Here is a 24,276-nt window from a genome sequence, read left to right on the forward strand (position 1 = left end):
TTGCATGTATGTTATTAGATATATTCAAAAGTAGATAAAAAAAATGTGGAACAGACGTAACTTTCGTTGGAATTACACAGCGCAAAATTGTAGGATACTTACACAATTCTGCTGTTTTTGCCGTTTTTATTACAGTACGAATTAGTAGATTGAAGGTTGATATTCTACTCCCACCAACATATTCCACTGGATTGTGGAAAGATGACATTGAATATCACCACGGAATGTTTTTCTCGCAACACTTTTCCTGCGAGATGCAGAATGGACTCGAAAACTGCCCCCTCTGGCAGTCAAGAATCAAAATTACAAAGGACAAGGCACAATCACACACTCTAGTTGTGCCTAGATTAAACTGGAAGGAAGTATCTATGGTAGATAGAGAGCAGAATACACAAGGTCTGTATACTCCAGAGTTGGAGCATGACGCTTGTGGTATCGGTTTTGTTGCTCACCTAAAAAACCGTAAATCACACGAAGTAGTGACCCAAGCCCTGGATATGCTAGCGCGCATGGAACACCGTGGCGGTCAAGGCTGCGATCCATGCAGTGGCGATGGCGCAGGTATCCTACTTCAGAAGCCCCATGAATTTCTTTTGGAAGAAGCTGTTAAGCTTAGTATTAAGCTGCCTTCTTTTGAGAAATACGGTGTCGGTGTTGTTCTTTTCCCGAAAGACGAGCACAAACGCGCACAATGTCGTGACATTCTAGAGCGCAATGCACAACGTTTAGAGTTGGAAGTAATTGGATATCGTGTCTTACCAACTGACAACTCAATGATTGGTGCTGATCCATTGAGCACTGAGCCACAATTCGAACACGTATTCGTTTCTGGTGGTCCGGGCTGTACGCCTGAGGAGCTAGAACGTAAGCTTTACGTATTACGTAACTACACAGTACGCGTTTGCTTAGAAAGTGTGTCTAACATTGGTGATGACTTCTACATCAATTCAATGTCGTACAAGACACTGGTTTACAAGGGCCAGCTCACTACTGAGCAAGTACCTCAGTACTTCCTAGATCTACAAAATCCAACGATGGTGACAGCGCTTGCACTGGTTCACTCTCGTTTCTCTACCAATACTTTCCCGAAATGGCGCCTAGCGCAGCCTTTCCGTTACATTGCCCACAACGGTGAAATCAACACGGTTCGCGGTAACTTGAACTGGATGAAGGCGCGTGAAGCTATCATCGAATCTGACTTGTTCACACAAGCAGAAATCGACATGCTGCTCCCTATCTGTCAAGAAGGCAGCTCGGATTCATCAAACTTCGATATGGCACTTGAGCTCCTAGTTCTGTCTGGTCGTAGCCTGCCACATGCGCTAATGATGATGATTCCTGAAGCATGGCAAGAAAACAAAAACATGGATCCAACCCGTCGTGCGTTCTACCAGTACCACGCGAACGTTATGGAACCATGGGATGGCCCAGCATCGGTATGTTTCACTGACGGTGTTCAGGTAGGTGCAACGCTTGACCGTAACGGTCTGCGTCCATCACGTTATACCGTGACCAAAGATGACTTCCTCGTTATGGCATCAGAATCTGGTGTTGTCGACATTGAGCCAGAGAACGTTGAGTTCCGTGGCCGTCTACAGCCAGGTCGTATCTTCGTTGCTGACCTAGAGCAAGGTCGCATCATCTCTGATGAAGAAGTGAAAGATGGCATTGCAAGTGCTCAGCCATACCAGAAATGGGTGGAAGAGAACCTACTTAGCCTGAAGAAGCTTCCAGATGCGAGCAACGAGTTCAGCCAACCTTCTCCAGAGAAGCTACTGCACAAACAGCAAGCGTTTGGCGTGAGCTCGGAAGAAGTAAACGAAATCATTGTCCCTATGGCAAAAGATGGCAAAGAGCCACTTTCTGCAATGGGTGCTGACTGGCCACTAGCGATCCTTTCGCACCAGTCACAACATCTGTCTAACTACTTTAAGCAGCTATTTGCTCAGGTTACCAACCCACCAATCGACCCGATTCGTGAACGTATGGTGATGTCTCTGAACACTTACCTTGGTAAAGATCAGAACCTGCTATCGGAATCTCCGGAGCACTGCCAAAAAGTTGAGCTAGAGTCCCCAGTTCTATCTAACTCAGAACTTGAGAAGCTACGTGCTATCGATAATGAGCATCTTCAAGCGAAGACTCTTGACATCGTTTTCCAAGCAAGTGAAGACGAAGGTAAGCTAGAACGTGCACTAAAACGTATCTGTCAATACGCAGAAGACGCGGTTATCGATGGTTACTCAATCATTCTATTAACTGACCGAGCTATCAACTCTAACCATGCTGCTATCCCAGCGATGCTGGCGGTAGGCGCGGTTCACCACCACCTAATCCGCAAAGGCTTGCGTGCTAAGTGTGACATCGTAGTAGAAACTGGCGATGCACGTGAAACGCACCACTTTGCAACACTTGTTGGCTATGGTGCAAACGCGGTTAACCCATACCTCGTTATCGAGACTATGGTTGAGCTACAACGCACTAAGAAACTGGATCCGGAAACCAGCATCTCTAAGCTGTTCGAGAACTACCGTAAGTCGATCAACGGCGGCCTATTAAAGATTTTCTCGAAAATGGGCATCTCCACACTTCAGTCTTACCATGGTGCACAAATCTTCGAAGCGCTAGGTATCAGTAAGTCTGTAGTTGAGAAGTATTTCACGGGTACGGTTTCACGTATTCAAGGCCTTACCATCGACGATATCGCCAAAGAAGTCTTGGTTCGTCACCGTATTGGTTTCCCAACACGTGAAATTCCAGTTCAAGTTCTTGATGTGGGTGGGGTTTATCAGTGGAAACAGCGTGGTGAAAAGCACCTGTTTAACCCAGAAACTATTTCCCTACTGCAAGAGTCAACTCGCAACAAAGATTACTCTCAGTTTAAGAAGTATGCGAAAGCCGTCGATGACCAAGGCGATAACGCTGCGACTCTGCGTAGCCAATTAGACTTCGTTAAGAACCCAGCAGGCTCAATCCCGTTGGAAGAAGTTGAGCCAATTGAAAACATTCTGAAGCGCTTTGCTACAGGTGCGATGTCATTCGGTTCTATCTCTTACGAGGCTCACTCAACACTTGCTGTAGCCATGAACCGTATCGGTGCTAAGTCTAACTCAGGCGAAGGCGGTGAGGATCCAACTCGTTTCGAACGTAAAGAAAACGGTGACTGGGAACGCTCAGCAATTAAGCAGGTTGCATCCGGTCGTTTCGGTGTCACGTCTTACTACTTAACTAACGCTGATGAGCTACAAATCAAGATGGCTCAAGGGGCTAAGCCAGGTGAAGGTGGTCAGCTTCCTGGTGATAAAGTCGATGATTGGATCGGTGCGACTCGTCACTCAACGCCAGGAGTTGGCTTGATTTCACCACCACCACACCACGATATCTACTCAATCGAAGATTTGGCACAGCTGATCTACGACTTGAAAAACGCTAACCGCGCGGGTCGCGTTAACGTGAAGCTAGTATCAGAAGCCGGTGTAGGTACTATCGCCTCAGGTGTTGCAAAAGCGAAAGCTGACGTTGTCCTGATTGCGGGCTTCGATGGTGGTACTGGTGCTTCACCAATGTCTTCAATTCGCCATACAGGGCTTCCTTGGGAGCTTGGTTTGGCAGAAACACACCAAACGCTTCTGAAGAACGGTCTACGTAACCGTATCGTGGTTCAATCTGATGGTCAGATGAAAACGCCACGTGACCTTGCGGTAGCAACTCTACTTGGTGCTGAAGAATGGGGCGTCGCAACCGCAGCGCTTGTGGTTGAAGGCTGTATCATGATGCGTAAGTGTCATAAGAACACCTGCCCTGTGGGTATCGCAACACAAAACAAAACACTACGTGAGCGCTTCGATGGTCGCGTAGAAGATGTTGTTACCTTCTTCCAATACATGGCTGAAGGCTTACGTGAAGTGATGGCTGAACTTGGTTTCCGCACTATCGATGAGATGGTGGGTCAATCTCACAAACTAAAAGTTCGTGAAGATATTGGTCACTGGAAATATAAGAACCTCGACCTAACACCTGTACTACATATTGAACAGGCTCGTGAGCAAGATGGCGTTTACAACCAAACGGAACAAAACCACAACCTAGAACAGGTTCTGGACCGTAAGTTAATTCAAGCAGCGATTCCAGCACTTGAGAAGGGCGAAGCCGTAAATGCTGAGTTCCCTATCATCAACACCGACCGTTCAGCTGGTACCATGCTGTCGAATGAGATTTCTAAAGTCTACAAGGACCAAGGTCTACCTCAACCAATGAACGTGAAGTTCACTGGCAGCGCAGGTCAATCATTCGGCGCTTTCCTTGCTAAAGGCGTTAAGTTTGAAGTGGAAGGCGATGCGAACGACTACTGGGGTAAAGGTCTGTCAGGCGGTACGTTAGTACTCTACCCTGATGCGAAATCAACGATTGTCGCTGAAGATAACATCGTGGTTGGTAACGTATGTTTCTACGGTGCAACGTCTGGTGAATCCTTCATTCGCGGTATGGCTGGTGAGCGTTTCTGTGTACGTAACTCTGGTGCTAAAGTCGTTGTTGAAGGTGTCGGTGACCACGGTTGTGAATACATGACTGGCGGTGCGGCCATCATCCTTGGTTCGACAGGACGTAACTTTGCGGCTGGTATGAGTGGCGGTGTTGCCTACGTTTGGGATACAGCGGGTGATTTTGAAACCAAGCTAAACCCTGAATTGGTCGACCTAGACCCAATCGAACAAGAAGATCGCGAACTACTTAAAGATATGCTGACTAAGCATGTAGAGTTCACAGGAAGTGAAGTCGCTCAGTCGTTCTTAGATAACTTTGAAGTAAGCCTAGCGTCACTCGTTAAGGTTATGCCGCGTGATTACAAAGCGGTACTTCAAAAGCGCAAAGCAGAAGCTGAGCAAGCTCAAACGGAAGAAGTGGAGGCAGTATAATGGGTAAGCCTACTGGATTTTTAGAACATGGTCGCGAGCTTCCAAAGAAGCTCGACCCAGCCGTTCGTATTGAAGACAACAAAGAGTTCGTACTAAACGAAGAGTTTGGCGACAAAATCAATACTCAGGCTTCTCGTTGTATGGATTGTGGCGTGCCGTTCTGCCACAGTGGTTGCCCAATCGGCAATATCATCCCAGAGTTCAACGATGCCGTATATCGTGATAGCTGGGAAGAAGCTTGGAACATCCTAAGTTCTACTAACAACTTCCCTGAGTTTACAGGTCGCGTCTGTCCGTCTCCTTGTGAGAGTGCTTGTGTACTGGGTATTAACCAAGACCCTATCACCATCTGTAATATCGAGAAAACTATCGTTGAAACAGCATACCGCGAAGGTTATGCAAAACCGAAAACGCCACGTTCTCGTTCTGGTAAAACTGTTGCTATCATCGGTTCTGGCCCTGCTGGTCTCTCTGCCGCTGAACAGCTCAACAGTGCAGGTCACTCTGTGACTGTATTTGAACGCGATGAGAAAGTGGGTGGCCTACTTCGCTTCGGCATCCCAGATTTCAAACTGGGTATGGACATCATTGACCGTAAGATCAATCTGATGGCAGAAGCTGGCGTTGAGTTTAAAGTAAACCAACATGTGGGCGTTGATGTTAATGCTCAGCAACTGCGCCAAGAGTTTGATGTGGTGCTGTTAACAGGTGGCTCTACCGTTCCTCGTGACTTACCTGTTCCTGGACGTGAACTTAAAGGCGTACATTTCGCTATGGAGTTCCTTGCTCAGAATAACCGTCGTGCTAACGATATGGATCTGAAAGGCGAAGAAATCCACGCTAAAGATAAGCACGTTGTGGTTATCGGTGGTGGCGATACAGGTTCTGACTGTGTGGGTACATCAAACCGTCACAAAGCGGCGAGTGTTACTCAGGTCGAAATCATGCCGATTCCACCAGAAAAACGCCCTGCGAATATGCCCTGGCCTCAATACCCAATGATTATGAAAACAACCACTTCTCATGAAGAAGGCTGTGACCGTCATTGGAATATCCTGACAAAAGAATTCATCGGTAACGATGAAGGTCAAGTAACAGGTCTTCGTATTGCTGACATCGTATGGAAAGACGCTGCGCCAGGTGAACGCCCAAGTTTTGAAGAAGTGGCTAACTCTGAGCGTGTCATTCCTTGTGATATGGCATTCCTAGCAATGGGCTTCTTACACCCAGAACCAACGGGCGTATTAGCACAACTTGATATCAAACTGGATGAGCGAGGAAACGTAGCGTCACAAGGTTTCCAAACCAACCAGCAAGGTGTTTTTGCCGCAGGTGATATGCGTACTGGTCAGTCTCTGGTCGTGCGTTGCATCAACGAGGGACGTGAGTGTGCACGTGCCATCGATGAATACCTTATGGGCAACACCAACCTTGAAGCGAAAGCAGATTCATTAATGCTTTCAGCCTAAAGGTTGTCTGTCTGGTTACACCAATAAGTAACTAACAGTATTCCTTCCTAATTTGGCCAGCAGTTTGCTGGCCTTTTTTGTGTCCGTCTTCATTGCAACCCCAACAAACTGTTAACCTTCTCACTATTTCACAGCAATGACTTGTCACCTATCGCAGATAAATCGTTTGAATTTCTGAATCATACACAACAAATTTCTGAAAACTTGACCTTTATCGCCATAAGCTATACGTTGTGAAGTTCGTGAAAATAGAATAGATACAATTTGTTAAGTTTATAAATTCTAAAAATTTGACGCAAATAACAACAAAAAGTCATTAAAAAGCATTAATTTACTGTCAGGATGACAGCAAGCTCAAAGGGAGAAAGGCAATGGCTCTTTACGATCCAAGTCTTGTAAAAGACAACTGTGGATTTGGTCTTATTGCGCATATGCAAGGTCAGCCCAGCCACAAACTGGTTCGCACCGCAATCTCAGCATTAGACCGCATGACTCATCGTGGCGGTATCAACTCAGATGGAAAAACAGGCGACGGATGTGGCCTACTACTCCAAAAACCGGATTCTTATTTTAAACTCATCGCAGAAGAAAATGGTTGGAACCTCGGCAAACAATACGCCGTAGGCATGCTATTTCTTTCCAAAGACCCGGTAAAAGCGCAGTCAGCGAAAGATATCATCAACCAAGAATTGTCACAGGAAACACTCACTGTTTCCGGTTGGCGAGACGTTCCCACCAATGATGACGTACTTGGTCCAATCGCACTGAGCTCGGTACCCGACATCGTTCAAGTCTTTATTTCTGCACCCGCAGGTTGGCGTGAACAAGATGTTGAACGACGCTTATATATAGCCAAACGTCGCATTGAAAAGCGCATCATCGATGATGAAGATTTCTATATTTGTAGCTTATCGACGCAAGTGATCGTCTACAAAGGGCTGTGCATGCCAGCTGATCTTCCACGCTTCTATCTCGATCTTGCAGATCTCCGCATGGAGTCATCGATCTGCCTATTCCACCAACGTTTCTCAACGAACACTCAACCACGCTGGCCATTAGCACAGCCATTCAGATATTTGGCGCACAATGGTGAGATCAATACTATTGAGGGGAATAGGCAATGGGCAAAAGCGCGTGCCTACAAGTTCGCATCACCTCTGCTGCCTGACTTACAAACCGCTGCGCCATTCGTGAATGAGACTGGCTCAGATTCATCCAGCTTAGATAACATGCTGGATCTGTTCCTATCAGGAGGTATGGATATCTTCCGTGCCATGCGTATGCTTGTGCCACCAGCATGGCAAAATCACCCAGACATGGATCCTGATTTACGCGCCTTCTATGACTTCAACTCCAAACACATGGAGCCATGGGATGGACCTGCTGGGATCGTATTATCAGATGGTCGCTATGCTGCATGTAACCTAGATAGAAACGGCCTACGTCCAGCGCGTTACGTGATTACCAAAGACAATTTGATTACCTTAGCGTCTGAAGTGGGTATCTGGGACTACGCCCCTGATGAAGTTGCAGAGAAAGGTCGTGTTGGCCCCGGCGAGTTGCTTGTTGTCGATACTCAACAAGGTGAGCTATGGCATTCAGAAGACATAGATAACGATCTAAAGAGCCGTCATCCTTACCGAGAGTGGATGGAAAACAACGTCCACAAACTGACCTCCTTTAGTGAATTACCGGACGACCAAGTCGGAGCTCGCAGTTTTGATGAACCCCTGCTGAAAACCTATCAAAAGCAGTTCGCTATGACGAACGAAGAGACGGATCAGGTATTACGTGTTTTAGGTGATATGGGCCAAGAAGCCGTCGGCTCTATGGGTGATGATACCCCAATGGCAGTCCTCTCTTCTAAAGAGCGCTTGGTCACCGACTATTTCCGTCAGAAATTTGCTCAGGTCACCAACCCACCGATTGATCCACTGCGCGAAAAGCATGTGATGTCATTGGCGACCAGTGTTGGTCAAGAGATGAATGTATTTTGTGAGACCGATGGTCACGCTTATCGAGTCACATTCGACTCTCCAGTACTCCTTTACTCTGATATGCAGCAACTGTTAGAGCTGAGTGATAAGCACTATCGCAATACTATTTTGGACATTAATTACGACCCAAATGAGAAAGATCTCAAGCAAGCTCTGCTTGACCTTTGCGATAGTGCCGAGAGCGTCATCAAGCAAGGAACCGTTTTATTGGTTCTTTCAGATCGAGCTCTAGTCAAAGGAAAACTACCTATTCCGGCAGCAATGGCCGTCGGCGCGGTGCAAACTCGTTTAATCGAAGCCAACTTACGTTGTGACGCCAATATTATCGTTGAAACTGCAACGGCCCGAGACCCTCACCAATTTGCTGTATTGCTTGGTTTCGGCGCTACGGCTATCTACCCTTATTTGGCCTACGAAGCACTTGGTAAACTGATCGATGATGGTGCTATTGATAAGTGCTACCGAGACGTGATGCAAAACTATCAATACGGTATCAATAAAGGTCTGTATAAAATTATGTCCAAAATGGGCATTTCCATCGTAGCCTCCTATCGCTGCTCTCAGCTGTTCGAAGCCGTTGGTCTGCACACCGACATCGTCGATCTTTGCTTCAAGGGAGTGACTACTCGTATTCAAGGTGCAAACTTCGAAGATTTCCAACAAGACCTGTTTAACCTAGCTAGAAAAGCATGGGCAAAACGCAAGCCTGTCGAGCACGGTGGACTACTAAAATATGTTCATGACGGCGAATACCACGCCTACAACCCAGATGTTGTTGGTACGCTGCAAAAAGCAGTGAAAAGTGGTGAATCATCTGATTATCAGACGTTTGCCAAACAAGTAAATGAACGTCCTGTGTCTATGCTGCGCGATATGATGGCGCTTAAAAAGTCAGACTCACCACTGGCACTAGACAAAGTCGAGCCGAATTCAGAGCTGTATAAACGTTTCGACTCTGCTGCAATGTCCATTGGTGCTTTAAGCCCAGAAGCTCATGAAGCACTGGCCATGGCGATGAATAAACTTGGCGGATATTCCAATTCAGGTGAAGGTGGCGAAGATCCGCGTCGATTTGGCACGAATCGTAACTCTCGCATTAAACAAATTGCCTCTGGACGTTTTGGTGTCACGCCGCACTATTTGACCAATGCCGATGTGTTGCAAATCAAAGTGGCTCAAGGCGCTAAACCCGGTGAAGGCGGACAGCTTCCTGGCCATAAAGTGACAGCGGAGATTGCCAAACTGCGCCATTCAGTACAAGGTGTTACCTTGATTTCCCCACCTCCTCACCACGATATCTATTCTATTGAGGATTTAGCACAGCTGATTTTCGACCTTAAACAAGTCAACCCAAATGCGCTCGTGTCAGTTAAGTTGGTGTCTGAGCCGGGAGTTGGCACTATCGCAACAGGAGTAGCAAAAGCCTACGCCGATCTTATCACTATTTCCGGCTACGATGGCGGCACTGCGGCGAGTCCACTAACGTCGGTCAAATACGCAGGTTGTCCTTGGGAACTCGGTCTGGCTGAAACTCAACAAGCTCTTGTTGCCAACAACTTAAGACACAAGATTCGTCTTCAAGTTGATGGAGGCCTTAAAACAGGGCTTGATGTAGTCAAAGCTGCAATTTTAGGTGCGGAAAGCTTTGGCTTTGGTACTGCACCAATGGTGGCTATGGGCTGTAAGTTCTTACGTATTTGTCACTTGAATAACTGTGCCACTGGCGTAGCCACTCAGGATGAGACCTTGCGAAAAGAGTACTTTAAGGGCTTACCTGAAATGGTGGTCAACTACTTCACAGGTCTTGCTGATGAAGTAAGAGAGTTACTCGCTCAGTTAGGAGTAGAGAAACTTACTGATCTTATCGGTCGTACTGATCTGCTCGAGAGTCTCGAAGGTATGACCGCGAAACAAGCCAAGCTTGACCTCTCGAATATCTTGGAGGCCCCTATATCTCCTCTTTCGCTGCCTTTGTACTGGACAGAGCCAAATCAGCCGTTCGATAAAGCACTGCTAAACCAAAAGATTGTCGAAGAAACACAAGCTGCGGTCGATGCTAAATCAGGTGGTAGCTTCTACTTTGATATCCGTAATACCGATCGCTCTGCAGGAGCGAGACTCTCAGGTGAAGTAGCCAAACGTTATGGCAACCAGGGGATGGCGAGTCGCCCTATTAAGCTTTTCCTCGATGGTACAGCGGGTCAGTCTCTTGGGGTATGGAACGCGGGTGGTGTTGAAATCTATCTAACCGGTGATGCTAACGACTATGTAGGCAAAGGCATGGCTGGCGGTAAGCTGGTCGTGAAGCCGCATGTCGGTACAACATTCACTTGTAATGAAGCCACTATCATTGGTAACACCTGTTTGTATGGCGCCACTGGCGGTAAATTGTTCGCTGCTGGGACCGCTGGCGAGCGTTTTGGTGTCCGTAACTCAGGCACCATTGCAGTGATCGAAGGGGCAGGCGACAACGCTTGTGAGTATATGACTGGTGGCATCGTGGCGATTCTAGGTGCAACAGGCGTGAACTTCGGTGCGGGTATGACGGGCGGCTTTGCCTATGTAATGGATACTAACGAGGACTTTGAAGGACGTGTGAACACCGAATCTGTCGAAGCTATCTCTTTATCCGATCTCTATATTCACCAAGAACACCTTCGTGGACTGATTGCCGAGCATTTAGAAGAAACCGGCTCTGTGCATGCTGAGAATATTCTAGCGAACTTTGATGAATGGATTCCAAAGTTCTACCTAGTCAAACCAAAAGCTGCGGATTTACGCACACTACTTGGTCATCAAAGCAGAAGCGCCGCTGAGCTGCGCGTTCAAGCACAATAGTTGGAAGGAACCAGAATTATGAGCCAGAACGTATACCAATTTATTGATGTGAACCGCGTCGACCCGGCTAAAAAGCCGCTCAAGGTTCGCAAAATTGAGTTTGTAGAGATTTACGAACCCTTTACGAAACAACAAGCAACCGCTCAAGCAGACCGATGTCTTGACTGTGGTAACCCTTATTGTGAGTGGAAATGCCCCGTTCACAACTATATCCCTCAATGGCTTAAGCTGGCGAATGAGGGACGAATCATTGAAGCTGTCGAGCTATCACATCAAACCAACAGTCTACCTGAAGTCTGCGGACGAGTTTGTCCACAAGATCGCCTTTGTGAAGGCTCGTGTACACTCAATGAAGATTTTGGTGCCGTTACTATAGGTAATGTCGAGAAATACATTACCGACAAAGCCTTTGAAATGGGCTGGAAGCCGGATATGTCCCATGTGGAGTGGACGGACAAGAAGGTGGCTATCATAGGTGCAGGCCCGGCGGGACTCGCCGCTGCAGATATCCTAGTTCGCAATGGTGTTAAGCCCGTTGTCTTTGACCGCTACCCAGAAATCGGCGGACTGCTGACATTCGGTATCCCATCGTTCAAGTTGGAAAAGGATGTCATGTTAAACCGACGTCGAATCTTTAGCGAAATGGGCGTCGAGTTTCAGCTCAATACTGAAGTGGGTAAAGATATCGACATGGCAACACTAGTTAAAGACTATGATGCGGTGTTTTTAGGTGTCGGCACTTATAAAAACATGCGGGCAGGTCTGACAAATGAAGAGGCATCTGGTGTATTTGATGCCCTACCATTTTTGATTTCCAACACCTACAAAGTTATGGAGTTGGAAGCCTCTGATCCTTTCATTGATATGAAAGGTAAAAAAGTGGTAGTTCTTGGTGGTGGTGATACAGCTATGGACTGTGTCAGAACGTCTATTCGCCAAGGAGCTAGTAGCGTTGTCTGTGCTTATCGACGAGATGAGGCTAACATGCCGGGTTCCCGACGCGAGGTAAAAAATGCTCGTGAAGAAGGCGTGAACTTTATGTTCAACTTGCAGCCTCTAGGCATAGAGGTGGATGCCAATGGCAACACATGCGGCGTTAAAGTAGTGAAAACGGCACTAGGTGAGCCCGATGAGGCTGGTCGTCGTCGTCCAGAACCAGTAGAAGGCAGTGAACACGTTCTTGCCGCTGATGCTGTTATCATGGCGTTCGGTTTTCAACCGCACCAGATGTCATGGCTTGAACCTCACGGTGTAGAACTCGATCAATGGGGACGGATCAAAGCTCCAGCCTCTCAAGAATTTATGTATCAGACGACCAATGAGAAGATCTTCGCTGGTGGTGATGCAGTTCGTGGTTCAGATCTCGTGGTTACTGCCATTGACGAAGGGCGCAAAGCGGCAGAAGGCATACTAGACTTCTTAGAGGTCTAATACCAGACACGCCATTCCGATCTCCATCAATCAGAATGACCATTGTTTTCTTAGCCCAGCCTAGCTGGGCTTTTGTTTAAGGGATGATTATGACATTACCCAAGTGGCTTACACTTTCTTCAGTGATGATCCTAACCGCATGCGGTGCAGGTTATAAAACAACAACGGACCGGACAGAGCAACCCTGTGGCGATAGTCCTCGGTGTGTTTCAACTCAAGATAGCCGAGAAGAGTTTACACTTGCCCCATTCACATTGACGCCAAACACCAATATCAATCAGATAGAACAAGTCGCCTTAACCCTTCCGAATGCCGAAGTTGCGGCCAAAGAAGGCAATTATCTGCGAGTCGAATACACCTCCAGTGTTTTTCGCTATGTCGATGATATGGAGCTAAAAATTGAAGGAGACCAATTATTGGTTCGCTCCGAAGCTAGAATTGGCTATTACGACTTTGACGTGAACCGTGAAAGAGTTGAAGCATTTCGCCTCAAGTTGATCGAATCAGGACTGATTGAAGCAAACCCTTGAGTAATTGCTATAGCAATGGTTGGGCTGTGCAAAGACTATTGCTATACTGCACGCCAAATACGTTTTCCAACCTGAGAGAATCTCTATGAAAATCGGCGTAATCGGCGCAATGGAACAAGAAGTTTCCATCCTAAAATCAGCATTAACAAACCTTGTTGAAACTAAAAAAGGCGGTTGCACCTTCTTTACTGGTCAACTTAACGGTGCAGACATTGTCTTGCTACAGTCAGGTATTGGCAAGGTAGCGGCAGCTGTAGGAACAACGATTCTTCTTAGCGATTACCAACCTGATGTGGTTATTAACACAGGTTCTGCAGGTGGCTTTGAGTCTTCACTCAACCTAGGAGATGTCGTCATCTCCACTGAAGTTCGTCATCACGACGCTGATGTGACGGCATTTGGCTATGAAATTGGTCAGATGGCGGGTCAACCAGCGGCCTTCGCTGCCGACGCTAAATTGATGGAAACAGCAGAACAAGCGCTTGCACAGATGAAAGATAAGCACGCAGTACGTGGTCTAATTTGTACTGGTGATGAGTTTGTATGTCGTCCAGAGCGTCAAGAAACTATCCGTAAGAACTTCCCTGGTGTTATCGCTGTCGAGATGGAAGCATCAGCTATCGCGCAAGTTTGCCACCAGTTCAATACACCTTTCGTAGTGGTACGTGCTATCTCTGACGTGGCAGACAAAGAGTCACCAATGAGCTTCGAAGAATTCCTACCTTTGGCAGCGCAAAGCTCGTCTGAAATGGTAGTAAATATGGTGGATTTGCTTAAGTAACCCTTCAACTTAAGCCTCCTAAGGGAAATAAAACGCAAGGACTGCTGAATGAGCTCTTTTCTAGAGAGTTTATATGGAAATGGCGCACTACTGGTAATGTGGAGTGCGCTGTTATTTCATCTGCTAATTCCAATCCCCTCCGCCGCTCATCCTGTTCGATTTTGGCAGCAGATTGCTGCGCTAGTAGCAGGTAAAGTCAATTCCCCATCGTCAACAAACGAGCAACAACGCCTTGCGGGTTGGCTTGCCCTGTTACTAATGTTAGTCCCCACTAGCCTAGTACTTTGGGCTCTTGAGCCATTAGTTTGGAAGCCAGAATTCTATCAATTAGCCTTGCTTCTCTTGGCCATTGATTGGCGCAACAACGAACAGTACGCCCACAAACTTATTAATGCCCTCGCTCAAGAAGATAAAGCCAATGCGCGTAGACTGCTGTCAACCAAAGTAAACCGAGAGACCAACAACCTATCGCTTCTGGGCATAGGCAAGGCAGGCTCTGAAACTCTACTTCTGAGTTATGCTAGAAACGTAGTCGGCGTGCTGTTTTGGTACGGCGTTAGTGGTGGTGTTGGCGCTTTGCTGTATCGACTGACTTTAGAGCTCGCTCGCAATTGGAGTCCTAGCCAAAAAGGCTTTGCTAGTTTCGGTAAACCTATTGCTTGGCTATTTTCACTGTTGGATTTCGCACCCCAGAAGCTGTTTTCAATACTCATGTTTGCTGGTCTGCCCATTACCTCTATTAAACACGCCATAATGCAAGCTAAATCGTGGCATAACCCAGTCACGGCTTGGCTCATCAGTGGCTGTGCACACCGTTTTGAGCTTGCTCTTGGTGGGCCAGCTATCTATCAAGGTGAAAAACTTCAGCGAGCACGTATCGGCGGAAAAGTAGCACCATCAGCTTATCACTTGGCCTTGTTGCAGAAACACATTGCTTGGCGTATCTATTTTTGGCTAGTGATGCAGAGCCTAGTCATGTTTATCATTCACAGAGGTTTCTAATTTCATGAAGAATTGGCTCATACTTGTCATTACTTTTTTGGCAACTCAACATGCTCTAGCAGACACACAACGTATTATCAGTTTAGCTCCTCATGCTACGGAACTGGCGTATGCCGCAGGACTTGGCGATAAGCTTATCGCAGTAAGTGAATACAGTGACTATCCAGAGCAAGCGAAAGAGTTGGAGCGAGTGGCCAATTACCAAGGTATCAAATTGGAACGAATCGTGGCGATGCAACCTGACCTCATTCTTGTCTGGCCTGCGGGAAACCCTGCACGTGAATTGGAGAAACTAGAAAAGCTGGGATTTAACCTATTTTACTCACAAACCAAAACTCTCGATGATATCGCTATCAACATCGAGAAATTAAGCCAATATGCCGATGACCCTTCCATTGGCTTAAACGCAGCCAAAGAGTTTCGTCGAGGTTTAGCGCAGTTAAAGCAAAAATATGACACAGAAACACCCGTTCGCTACTTTTACCAGCTAAGTGAAAAGCCCATTATCACCTTAGCGCAAGGCAGTTGGCCGAGCGAAGTGTTTGAGTTTTGTGGTGGTGAAAATATTTTTGCCGATAGCAAAGCCCCTTATCCACAAGTCAGCCCTGAACAAGTAATAGTTCGCCAGCCCCAAGCCATTTTTACTTCAGAACATGCCATTAAAAACGGCACCATGTGGCACAAGTGGCAGCGGGAGTTACCAGCAGTTAGCCAACATCATGTGTGGTCATTGACGTCTGACTGGCTAAACAGACCAACACCAAGAACACTTCTAGCCATACAACAGGTTTGCAAGTATCTGGATCAGGTAAGAACTCAATAATAATTGAGAGATGGATCACATTCAGCTACGAACCACTAGGCGCAATCGTTAAATCCCGTAAAATTGGCGAACTTTCCTTTTAATGCTTCAGTGAGAAACTAGCTGTGGACTCCATGCTCTATTTGGTCGACTTATTTGGTACGGCAGTGTTTGCGATATCAGGAGTGATACTTGCAGGAAGACTCAGGATGGATCCTTTTGGTGTAATGGTACTCGGTAGCGTCACAGCGATAGGTGGCGGCACGATTCGAGACATGGCACTCGGTGCAACGCCAGTTTTCTGGATCACCGACAACACTTACCTTTGGGTCATTTTCATCACCTGTATTGTGACCATGCTATTGATTCGCCATCCACGTCGACTTCCTTGGTATGTGTTACCAGTGTGCGATGCCGTTGGTCTTGCGGTTTTTGTCGGTATCGGGGTTGAGAAGTCAATGCTATTCCAAGACTCCTATATGGTTGCAGTCATTATGGGGGTAATTACCGGATGCGGTGGCGGTATTATTCGGGATGTGCTGGCTCGCGAGGTCCCTATGGTACTGCGCCGTGAGGTATACGCAACAGCCTGTATCATAGGTGGTGTTTTCCATACTTCAGCTCTGTTACTTGGTGCTTCTTCAGAAGTGGCCTTCTTGTGTTGTATTGTTGCAACGCTGGTTATTCGCTTAGGCGCTATTCGCTGGCACTTATCCTTACCTACGTTTGCTTTAGATAAGTAACCTAATTACCAAAAGCTAGAGATAACAATCTCTAGCTTTTACTCTTCATTTTTCCCTTTCGCTTTAGTATGTTGGTTCATTCATCGTCTTTCAGACCAATGACAGGGAAAAGTCTATGGATGTCATCTTCAATCACGTTTCTTTTGACCAAGCTGGTTCTATCTCTATTCCAGATTGGCGCATTCAATCTGGTGAACATTGGGCAGTATTTGAAACCCAAGGCAATGTAGGCTCCTTATTAGGCGACTTATTGTGCCAAGAAATCCTTCCTAAAGAAGGGGAGATTCTTGGTTTACAAACCGGCATCGCACAAGTTTCTTTAGCAGAACAGCAGCGATTACTTGAACTAGAAAATGCCAATGACGATACCGACTTTATGGATCGAATCGATTTTGGTCGCACCGTGATTCAACTGGTATCCGAGTTTGCCAGCAACGAAACTGTAGCAGAGCAGTTGATTCAAGAGCTGGATCTTTTGCACTTAAAAGAGCGAGGCTTTAAGCAACTATCAACCGGCGAAACACGTCGCGTTATGTTAGCCAGAGCATTAGCAACCTCACCTAAACTGCTTATTTTGGATGAGCCATTTGTCGGCTTAGATACGCTGCATCGCAAGATGCTCGCCGACTACCTTCGCGACCTATCACTGCATATTCAATTGGTGGTGATCACCTCAAGGGAAGATGAAATCCCTGTTTGGGTTAATCATGTCGCCATGTTTGAAGATGGTACATTGACCGAGCAACTAAGCTATCAGCAATGGCGCGCTCACCCTGTCATTTCACAGCTACTGGCTCAATCTTCAGCGCAAAGCGAACAATGGCTTGCGCTAATTCGTAAGCATCAACATCAATCGAAGTTTCCAGATCCCTTGGTTAAAATTACCGACGGACACGTAGAATACGTCGACCAAAAAATATTCTCCGGCGTGAACTGGCAGATTAACAATGGAGAGCACTGGCAAGTTCGTGGACCAAACGGTTGTGGAAAAAGTACATTGCTCGGCATGATCTTTGGCGATCATCCACAATGTTATAGCAATGACATTCTGATTTATGGTTTGAAGCGCGGCAGCGGAGAAACCGTGTGGGACATCAAGCAGCATACTGGCATGGTCTCTTCTGCACTTCACTTGCAATATCGTGTCAGTTGCAGCGCCTTGGAAGTCTTGCTATCGGGCTTTTTCGACTCTATCGGACTTTATGATAAGCCTAGCCAAAATCAGATAGATGCGGCGAAAGAGTGGTTAACGCTGCTTCATATGGAGCACTTGCACGACCGTTCTTTTAAGTCCCTCGAATATAGTCAACAAAGACTCCTTTTAATTGCTCGAGCTATCATCAAGCAGCCTACTATCCTTATCTTGGATGAGCCTTATCAAGGGCTTGATTTTCTAGGTCGTAAGCTGGTAATGAATGCCCTCGATATGATAGCCAAAGAAAACTTAAGCCAGTTGCTCTATGTCTCACATTATGTGGAAGATGAACTAGACAGCATTCACCATTTTGTCGATTTTATTAAAGATGAAGACGATGAATACTATCGCGTTGAACTCACACAGCCTATGTAGGAGATTGAGATGTCAAACATCGCTATTGTTTACTTCTCTAAGAGTGGAGCGACACGAGCACTCGCAAAAGCCATTCAAAGTGGCATCGAGTGTGCGCTCTATAGTGCCACTCTGTTTGAGATTGAGAGCTGTGATATTGAAGAGGGTCGTTACGTCAATAATCATTTACTTTCATCACTAAAGCATTTCGATGCTATTGTTTTCGGAAGTCCTACTTACATGGGTTCGGCCAGCGCTCAATTTAAGGCGTTTATGGATGCGAGTAGCGATGAATATGTCCAACTCAATTGGCGTAATAAGCTTGCCGCAGGATTTACCATGGGCGGTAGTCTCAATGGTGAGCAACAACAAACGCTGCTTGGTTTCTTTGCCTTAGCCTGCCAGCACGGTATGATTTGGGCAGGGTTAGATGTTTCAAAACACACAGATAACAAAGCTTTGAACCGCACAGGCTCCTCAATTGGCTTAGTGGCAAGCTACGATGACAATGAGCAAGTTCATCCTAATGACTTAGAAACTGCACATTACTTTGGTCGCCGAATTGCTGACTTAGCCTACCAACGTCGTCGTCAGGTTATGTTAGAATAATAAAATCCATTCCCAATTTTCATCAAAGTGTATGCTATTGGAAGGCATTGAAACCTTACTCGTGCTCTCACAAGAAAAAACCATGAGCCGTACTGGCAGCAGACTGTATATCAGCCAGTCGGCGGTCAGTAAGCGAATAGCCAATCTAGAGAGAAAACTTGGTAAAAAGTTAATCGAGCCAGAAGGGAGGCAAATAAAACTAACTCCTGACGCTCTCTCTCTTATCGACCGTGTTGGTCCAAGTTTGCATGAGCTTCGCGGATTAATTGCTGAAGAGCAGACCCTTGATGATCAAACGATTATTCGCGTGGATTGTTCGGAAACCTTAGTGGCAGGTTATCTCAGTGAAGTATTTCCCACGTTGCTGCTTAAAGACCCATTCCTCACCATTACCACCAACCATACGCCCCGAATCATTGAACACGTTAAAGCTGGGGACGCGGCGATTGGACTTTGTGCAGGGCATCTTAATAGTCGTCTTGGCCTGCATGCTACCCATCTATTCAACGAACCGTTTCGAGTCGTGAGCCATCAACCGCTTACCGCACCGCCCGCTAAGCTCATCACTAACGACCTCAACAATCCGGCCAATACCTATCAAGCGGGCTTGCTTCAGCAAGCGGGTATTATTCCTAGCATGCAGATGGACTCTTATACTGCAGCAGCGCAGTTGGCAATCAAAGGTGTCTCTGCCGCTTTGGTTCCATTATCAATTATAAAAACCCTTCACATTGATGAAGGGCTTTGCTTTGACTTCGATTTTCTTGCTACGTTGACACGTCCCGTGCACCTTGTTTATCGTCCCTCGGCACTGAAATTAGAACGAGTTAGAACAGTGATTGAAACCATTGAGGATGCTGTTCCCAAAGTAGCTTCAATGCCATGACCATTGACATGATCACAACCAATGGGCGGATGAATTTTTTCCCCTTAGATACAACGACCTTAGCTCCCATTCTGGCACCCAAAAAACCGCCCACTGCCATAACTAAGCCGATTTCCCAAACCGGTAAGCCTGCAATAATGAAAAAGATTAATGCGGCTAGATTGGAAGTAAAATTAAGCACTTTGGTTTTTGCTGTCGCATGAACAATCGACAGTTGTGCGATGGCGACAAAACAAATGGTAAAGATAGAACCGGTACCCGGTCCAAAGAAGCCGTCGTAAAATCCGACACCAGTACCTACGGAAAAGGCAAATAGGGTTTCTGACATTTTAGGTTTGCCACCGCCCTCTCCTGCTTGTGGAGCCAGCAAAAAGTACAGAGAAATCCCCAGCAGTAAAACTGGAATCAAGCTCGTCAGCACCCCTGCATCAATATGCTGTACTAATTCAGCACCAACTGCAGATCCTATAAAAGTACATAGAATCGCAAGTCGCATTTCCTTGAGGTCAACAATACCATTGCGCACAAAATACCAAGTTGCCGAAAAGCTACCAAATGAGCTTTGTAACTTGTTAGTTGCCAATGCTTGAGTTGGGGGAACGCCGACTGACAGGAGAGCAGGAAGAGTAAGTAACCCGCCACCACCAGCCATCGCATCAATAAAGCCCGCTAATCCTGCGACCAGGAAAAGGAGCCCAAGAATTTCTATTGTAACTTCCATTATGCTAACTCAACGTTAAATATCGTCTCATTTTACTCGCGACAAATATCAACACTAGCGAAATCATGGATACAAACCTATTCCCTTAAGGAATCAATTAGAAGTAGTAACTTAAGCCGATATTGACAGCATTACCTTTATAGAACTTGCTTTGAGCTAAAGAGACATATTCTAATGACCCTTTAAGTTTATCCGTAAAGGTATAAGAGACACCGGCACCTCCCGAAAAATACCCTTTAGTTTGACTACTTGCGGAATATTCTTTCGCAAAGTTGACCCCAGCTAAGGCGTAGATCGAAAAAGTGTCACTGAGTGGATAGCTTGCTTTGGCATAAATTTGCGACTGGTGTTGAGGCAAAGAACTTGAACGATTGAGTGCATAGAAATATCGCCCCTCAAGGGCAAAATGCTGATTGAATGAGTACCCGGCCTGAAGTCCTAAATTACTAATATTGGAAGTCGATTTGTTAACGCTCTCATCCGATGCTCGCACCGTATTAAATATGGTACCTAGGTAAAAACTATCGTCAGCCGAAGCTGAAAAAGATAATGTCATTGCTGCCATTAATATGGATAAAGTATGTTTAATTTTCACTGCTAATTTCCTACGTTCTAATTAGGAGTAGGAATATAACGGCTAAAAGAATTGTTTAAAAAACACTCTCTGAATAAAGAATGCGACACAAAAAAAAAGCCCGCTCAAATGAGCGGGCAATGAGGTTGTCTAAAAGGCAGGCGCCAGACCTGCTTCTTAGTTTTTATCTATTAAGCACTTTTTACTTGTGCGTGAAGCTCTTGAACCGATGTCACTGTCGACTTCGCATCTGCGGTATGAGACATACAGGTTGCAAACGCTGCATTTAGCGTTGTGGTGTAGTTCACTTTCTCCGCTAGCGCGCCACGACGTAGAACTTTTGAGTCCTCAATCGCTTGACGACCTGCAGCCGTGTTAACGATGTAGGTGTACTCGTTGTTCTTGATACGGTCTAGGATATGTGGACGACCTTCGTGTACTTTGTTTACAAGACGAGGGTTGATACCTGCTTCACCTAAGATTACTGCTGTACCGTGTGTTGCATCTAGTTGGTAGCCAAGCTTAGTTAGCTTAGAAGCTAGGTCAACTACGCGTTCTTTATCACCTTCACGAACAGACAGTAGCGCACGACCACCTTCAGGGTAAACATTGCCGCAACCTAGCTCTGCTTTCGCATAAGCTTCAGCAAATGTCGCACCGACACCCATTACCTCACCAGTGGAACGCATTTCTGGACCTAATAGTGGGTCAACGCCAGGGAACTTGTTGAATGGCAGTACCACTTCTTTCACTGAGTAGTAAGGAGGAATAATCTCCTTAGTAAAGCCTTGCGACTCTAGAGATTGACCCGCCATAACACGAGCAGCAATCTTAGCAATAGGTGCACCTGTTGCTTTCGATACAAACGGAACGGTACGCGCGGCACGTGGATTAACTTCAATCAAGTAAACCTTGTTGTTCTTAACCGCAAACTGAGTGTTCATTAGACCACGAACACCCAACTCAAACGCTAGCTTTTCAACTTGCTCACGCATTGTATCTTGGATTTCTTGGCTTAGCGTGTATGCAGGAAGTGAACATGCTGAGTCACCAGAGTGAACACCTGCTTGTTCGATATGCTCCATAATACCGCCGATAACCACTCGCTCACCGTCACATAGTGCATCGATGTCAACTTCAACGGCGTCGTCTAGGAAGCTATCTAGTAGCACAGGAGACTCGTTCGAAACACTCACAGCTTCGTTGAAGTAACGACGTAGGTCTTGCTCGTCATAAACGATTTCCATTGCGCGACCACCTAGTACATACGATGGACGAACAACCAATGGGAAGCCAATTTCACGAGATTTCTCTACCGCTTGCTCCATTGTCGTTACTGTTGCGTTTTCTGGTTGTAGAAGGCCAAGACGGTCTACCGCTACTTGGAAACGCTCACGGTCTTCTGCACGGTCGATAGCGTCAGGGCTAGTACCAATGATTGGCACACCAGCAGCTTCTAAAGCACGAGCCAGTTTCAGAGGCGTTTGACCACCGTACTGAACGATTACGCCTTTCGGTTTCTCTACTCGAGCGATAGCCAATACATCTTCCAGTGTAACTGGTTCGAAGTACAAACGGTCAGACGTATCGTAGTCAGTAGAAACCGTTTCTGGGTTACAGTTAACCATGATGGTCTCGTAACCGTCTTCGCGTAGTGCTAGAGACGCGTGTACACAACAGTAATCAAATTCGATACCTTGGCCGATACGGTTTGGACCGCCACCTAGGATCATTATTTTGTCTTTATCTGTTGGATTCGCCTCACATTCGTCATCATAAGAGGAGTACATGTAAGCGGTATCAGAAGAGAACTCAGCCGCACAAGTATCAACGCGCTTGTAAACTGGATGGATATCGTATTGGTCACGTAGGCGACGAATTTCGCTTTCCGCTACACCTAGAATCTTAGATAGGCGCGCATCAGCAAAACCTTTACGCTTAAGCTTGTTTAGCTCTTGCTTATCAAGACCTTCAAAACCTTTCGATCGCAACCCTTGCTCTAGTTTCACAATCTCTTCGATTTGAACTAGGAACCAACGGTCGATTTGTGTCAGGTTGAAGACACCATCTACAGATAGACCAGCACGGAATGCGTCAGCGATATACCAAATACGCTCAGCACCAGCTTCTTTCAGTTCGTGGCGGATTTTAGACAATGCATCTGGAGCATCAAGGTCAACCATTTCGTCAAAGCCAGTCGCGCCAACTTCTAGGCCACGAAGCGCTTTTTGTAGCGACTCTTGTTGGTTACGACCAATCGCCATTACCTCACCAACTGACTTCATCTGTGTTGTTAGACGGTCGTTAGCGCCAGCAAACTTCTCGAAGTTAAAACGAGGAATCTTAGTTACTACGTAGTCGATAGTTGGTTCGAACGATGCTGGTGTGGCACCACCCGTGATATCGTTCATCAGTTCATCTAGTGTGAAACCAACCGCTAGTTTCGCTGCAATCTTAGCGATAGGGAAACCCGTTGCTTTAGACGCTAGAGCAGAAGAGCGAGATACACGTGGGTTCATCTCGATGATAACCATACGACCATCTTTCGGGTTGATACCAAATTGAACGTTTGAACCACCTGTTTCAACACCAATCTCACGCAGTACCGCTAGAGAAGCGTTACGCATCAATTGATATTCTTTATCTGTCAGAGTTTGCGCTGGTGCGACTGTGATTGAGTCACCCGTGTGAATACCCATTGGGTCGAAGTTTTCAATCGCACAAACGATAATGCAGTTGTCCGCTTTGTCACGAACCACTTCCATTTCGTATTCTTTCCAACCGATAAGGGATTCATCGATAAGAAGTTCGTTCGTTGGAGAAAGGTCTAAACCACGGCGACAGATTTCTTCGAATTCTTCTTTGTTATATGCGATACCGCCACCAGTACCACCCATAGTGAAAGAAGGACGAATGATACAAGGGAAGCCAACCATATCAAGAACCGCGTACGCTTCTTCCATAGTTTTCGCAGTATCAGCGCGTGGACATTCTAGGCCAATTGATTTCATCGCTTTATCGAAGCGAGAACGGTCTTCTGCTTTATCGATAGCGTCGGCTGTTGCACCAATCATTTCCACACCGAACTCTTCAAGTACGCCGTGCTTCTCTAAGTCAAGTGCACAGTTCAGCGCGGTTTGACCACCCATTGTAGGTAGAACCGCGTCAGGACGTTCTTTAGCGATGATGTTACGAACAACTTCCCACTGAATAGGTTCGATGTACGTCGCATCCGCCATGTCCGGGTCAGTCATGATTGTTGCAGGGTTCGAGTTCACTAGAATAACTCGATAACCTTCTTCACGTAGCGCTTTACACGCTTGTGCGCCAGAATAGTCAAACTCACAAGCCTGACCGATAACAATCGGGCCAGCACCAAGAATTAGAATACTTTTAATGTCAGTACGTTTTGGCATTCTCAACTACTC

At 46.4% G+C, this 24,276-nt stretch carries 15 protein-coding genes; 12 read left to right on the forward strand and 3 right to left on the reverse strand.

Features of this window, described 5'->3' with window-relative positions:
- Window positions 1-368: 368 nt before the first annotated feature.
- From gltB (HW45_RS00725) to HW45_RS00780, 12 genes are all read left to right on the forward strand, one after another.
- Window positions 369-4,916 carry a glutamate synthase large subunit gene (gene gltB / locus HW45_RS00725; protein WP_038223961.1) on the forward strand — a complete coding sequence of 1,516 codons (4,548 nt, stop codon included), beginning with the start codon at window positions 369-371 and terminating at the stop codon, window positions 4,914-4,916.
- Window positions 4,916-6,385, forward strand: a complete 1,470-nt coding sequence (locus tag HW45_RS00730; protein WP_038223963.1) for a glutamate synthase subunit beta — start codon at window positions 4,916-4,918, stop codon at window positions 6,383-6,385. The genes gltB (HW45_RS00725) and HW45_RS00730 overlap by 1 nt, the downstream gene beginning before the upstream one ends.
- 371 nt (window positions 6,386-6,756) lie before the next feature.
- The gene (gene gltB / locus HW45_RS00735) at window positions 6,757-11,220 is read left to right on the forward strand and encodes a glutamate synthase large subunit (RefSeq protein ID WP_038223965.1); all 4,464 of its coding nucleotides are present in this window, start codon (window positions 6,757-6,759) and stop codon (window positions 11,218-11,220) included.
- 18 nt (window positions 11,221-11,238) lie between these two features.
- Complete coding sequence (locus tag HW45_RS00740; protein ID WP_038223967.1) at window positions 11,239-12,651, forward strand: FAD-dependent oxidoreductase; 1,413 nt, start codon at window positions 11,239-11,241, stop codon at window positions 12,649-12,651.
- An 89-nt stretch (window positions 12,652-12,740) separates the two neighbouring features.
- A complete protein-coding gene (locus HW45_RS00745; RefSeq protein WP_038223970.1) occupies window positions 12,741-13,181 on the forward strand; it encodes a DUF1499 domain-containing protein in 441 nt (146 codons plus the stop codon).
- 85 nt (window positions 13,182-13,266) lie between these two features.
- Window positions 13,267-13,962, forward strand: a complete 696-nt coding sequence (gene mtnN, locus HW45_RS00750) for a 5'-methylthioadenosine/S-adenosylhomocysteine nucleosidase (RefSeq protein ID WP_006072892.1) — start codon at window positions 13,267-13,269, stop codon at window positions 13,960-13,962.
- Window positions 13,963-14,010: 48 nt separating this feature from the next.
- On the forward strand, window positions 14,011-14,964 hold the full coding sequence (locus HW45_RS00755; RefSeq protein ID WP_006072891.1) for a cobalamin biosynthesis family protein: 954 nt from the start codon (window positions 14,011-14,013) through the stop codon (window positions 14,962-14,964).
- A gap of 4 nt (window positions 14,965-14,968) precedes the next feature.
- Window positions 14,969-15,787 (forward strand): vitamin B12 ABC transporter substrate-binding protein BtuF, encoded by an 819-nt coding sequence (gene btuF / locus HW45_RS00760; RefSeq protein WP_006072890.1) that lies wholly within the window; start codon window positions 14,969-14,971, stop codon window positions 15,785-15,787.
- Between the two features lie 113 nt (window positions 15,788-15,900).
- Entirely contained in the window at window positions 15,901-16,509 is a 609-nt protein-coding gene (locus HW45_RS00765; RefSeq protein WP_412104864.1) for a TRIC cation channel family protein, read from the forward strand.
- Between the two features lie 115 nt (window positions 16,510-16,624).
- Window positions 16,625-18,079 (forward strand): ATP-binding cassette domain-containing protein, encoded by a 1,455-nt coding sequence (locus tag HW45_RS00770; protein ID WP_006072888.1) that lies wholly within the window; start codon window positions 16,625-16,627, stop codon window positions 18,077-18,079.
- 3 nt (window positions 18,080-18,082) lie between these two features.
- The gene (locus tag HW45_RS00775; protein WP_174522830.1) at window positions 18,083-18,667 is read left to right on the forward strand and encodes a flavodoxin family protein; all 585 of its coding nucleotides are present in this window, start codon (window positions 18,083-18,085) and stop codon (window positions 18,665-18,667) included.
- Between the two features lie 31 nt (window positions 18,668-18,698).
- Entirely contained in the window at window positions 18,699-19,553 is an 855-nt protein-coding gene (locus tag HW45_RS00780; RefSeq protein ID WP_038223974.1) for a LysR family transcriptional regulator, read from the forward strand.
- Here HW45_RS00780 and HW45_RS00785 read toward each other — a convergent pair.
- The 3 genes from HW45_RS00785 to carB form a co-directional block, all read right to left on the reverse strand.
- The gene (locus HW45_RS00785; RefSeq protein ID WP_006072885.1) at window positions 19,495-20,274 is read right to left on the reverse strand and encodes a TSUP family transporter; all 780 of its coding nucleotides are present in this window, start codon (window positions 20,272-20,274) and stop codon (window positions 19,495-19,497) included. The genes HW45_RS00780 and HW45_RS00785 overlap by 59 nt on opposite strands.
- 97 nt (window positions 20,275-20,371) lie before the next feature.
- Window positions 20,372-20,869, reverse strand: a complete 498-nt coding sequence (locus tag HW45_RS00790) for a porin family protein (RefSeq protein WP_038223976.1) — start codon at window positions 20,867-20,869, stop codon at window positions 20,372-20,374.
- Window positions 20,870-21,039: 170 nt separating this feature from the next.
- Entirely contained in the window at window positions 21,040-24,264 is a 3,225-nt protein-coding gene (carB, locus tag HW45_RS00795) for a carbamoyl-phosphate synthase large subunit (protein WP_038223978.1), read from the reverse strand.
- Window positions 24,265-24,276: the final 12 nt, after the last annotated feature.

This window comes from Vibrio sp. ER1A, from assembly GCF_000733315.1.
GTDB lineage: Bacteria > Pseudomonadota > Gammaproteobacteria > Enterobacterales > Vibrionaceae > Vibrio > Vibrio mediterranei.

Coding starts and splice junctions, on each gene's coding strand:
- btuF (WP_006072890.1), top strand. CDS start 14,969: ATGAAGAATTGGCTCATACTTGTCATTACTTTTTTGGCAACTCAACAT.
- HW45_RS00780 (WP_038223974.1), top strand. CDS start 18,699: ATGCTATTGGAAGGCATTGAAACCTTACTCGTGCTCTCACAAGAAAAA.
- HW45_RS00740 (WP_038223967.1), top strand. CDS start 11,239: ATGAGCCAGAACGTATACCAATTTATTGATGTGAACCGCGTCGACCCG.
- HW45_RS00755 (WP_006072891.1), top strand. CDS start 14,011: ATGAGCTCTTTTCTAGAGAGTTTATATGGAAATGGCGCACTACTGGTA.
- HW45_RS00765 (WP_412104864.1), top strand. CDS start 15,901: ATGCTCTATTTGGTCGACTTATTTGGTACGGCAGTGTTTGCGATATCA.
- HW45_RS00745 (WP_038223970.1), top strand. CDS start 12,741: ATGACATTACCCAAGTGGCTTACACTTTCTTCAGTGATGATCCTAACC.
- HW45_RS00730 (WP_038223963.1), top strand. CDS start 4,916: ATGGGTAAGCCTACTGGATTTTTAGAACATGGTCGCGAGCTTCCAAAG.
- gltB (WP_038223961.1), top strand. CDS start 369: ATGGTAGATAGAGAGCAGAATACACAAGGTCTGTATACTCCAGAGTTG.
- mtnN (WP_006072892.1), top strand. CDS start 13,267: ATGAAAATCGGCGTAATCGGCGCAATGGAACAAGAAGTTTCCATCCTA.
- carB (WP_038223978.1), bottom strand. CDS start 24,264: ATGCCAAAACGTACTGACATTAAAAGTATTCTAATTCTTGGTGCTGGC.
- HW45_RS00770 (WP_006072888.1), top strand. CDS start 16,625: ATGGATGTCATCTTCAATCACGTTTCTTTTGACCAAGCTGGTTCTATC.
- gltB (WP_038223965.1), top strand. CDS start 6,757: ATGGCTCTTTACGATCCAAGTCTTGTAAAAGACAACTGTGGATTTGGT.
- HW45_RS00785 (WP_006072885.1), bottom strand. CDS start 20,274: ATGGAAGTTACAATAGAAATTCTTGGGCTCCTTTTCCTGGTCGCAGGA.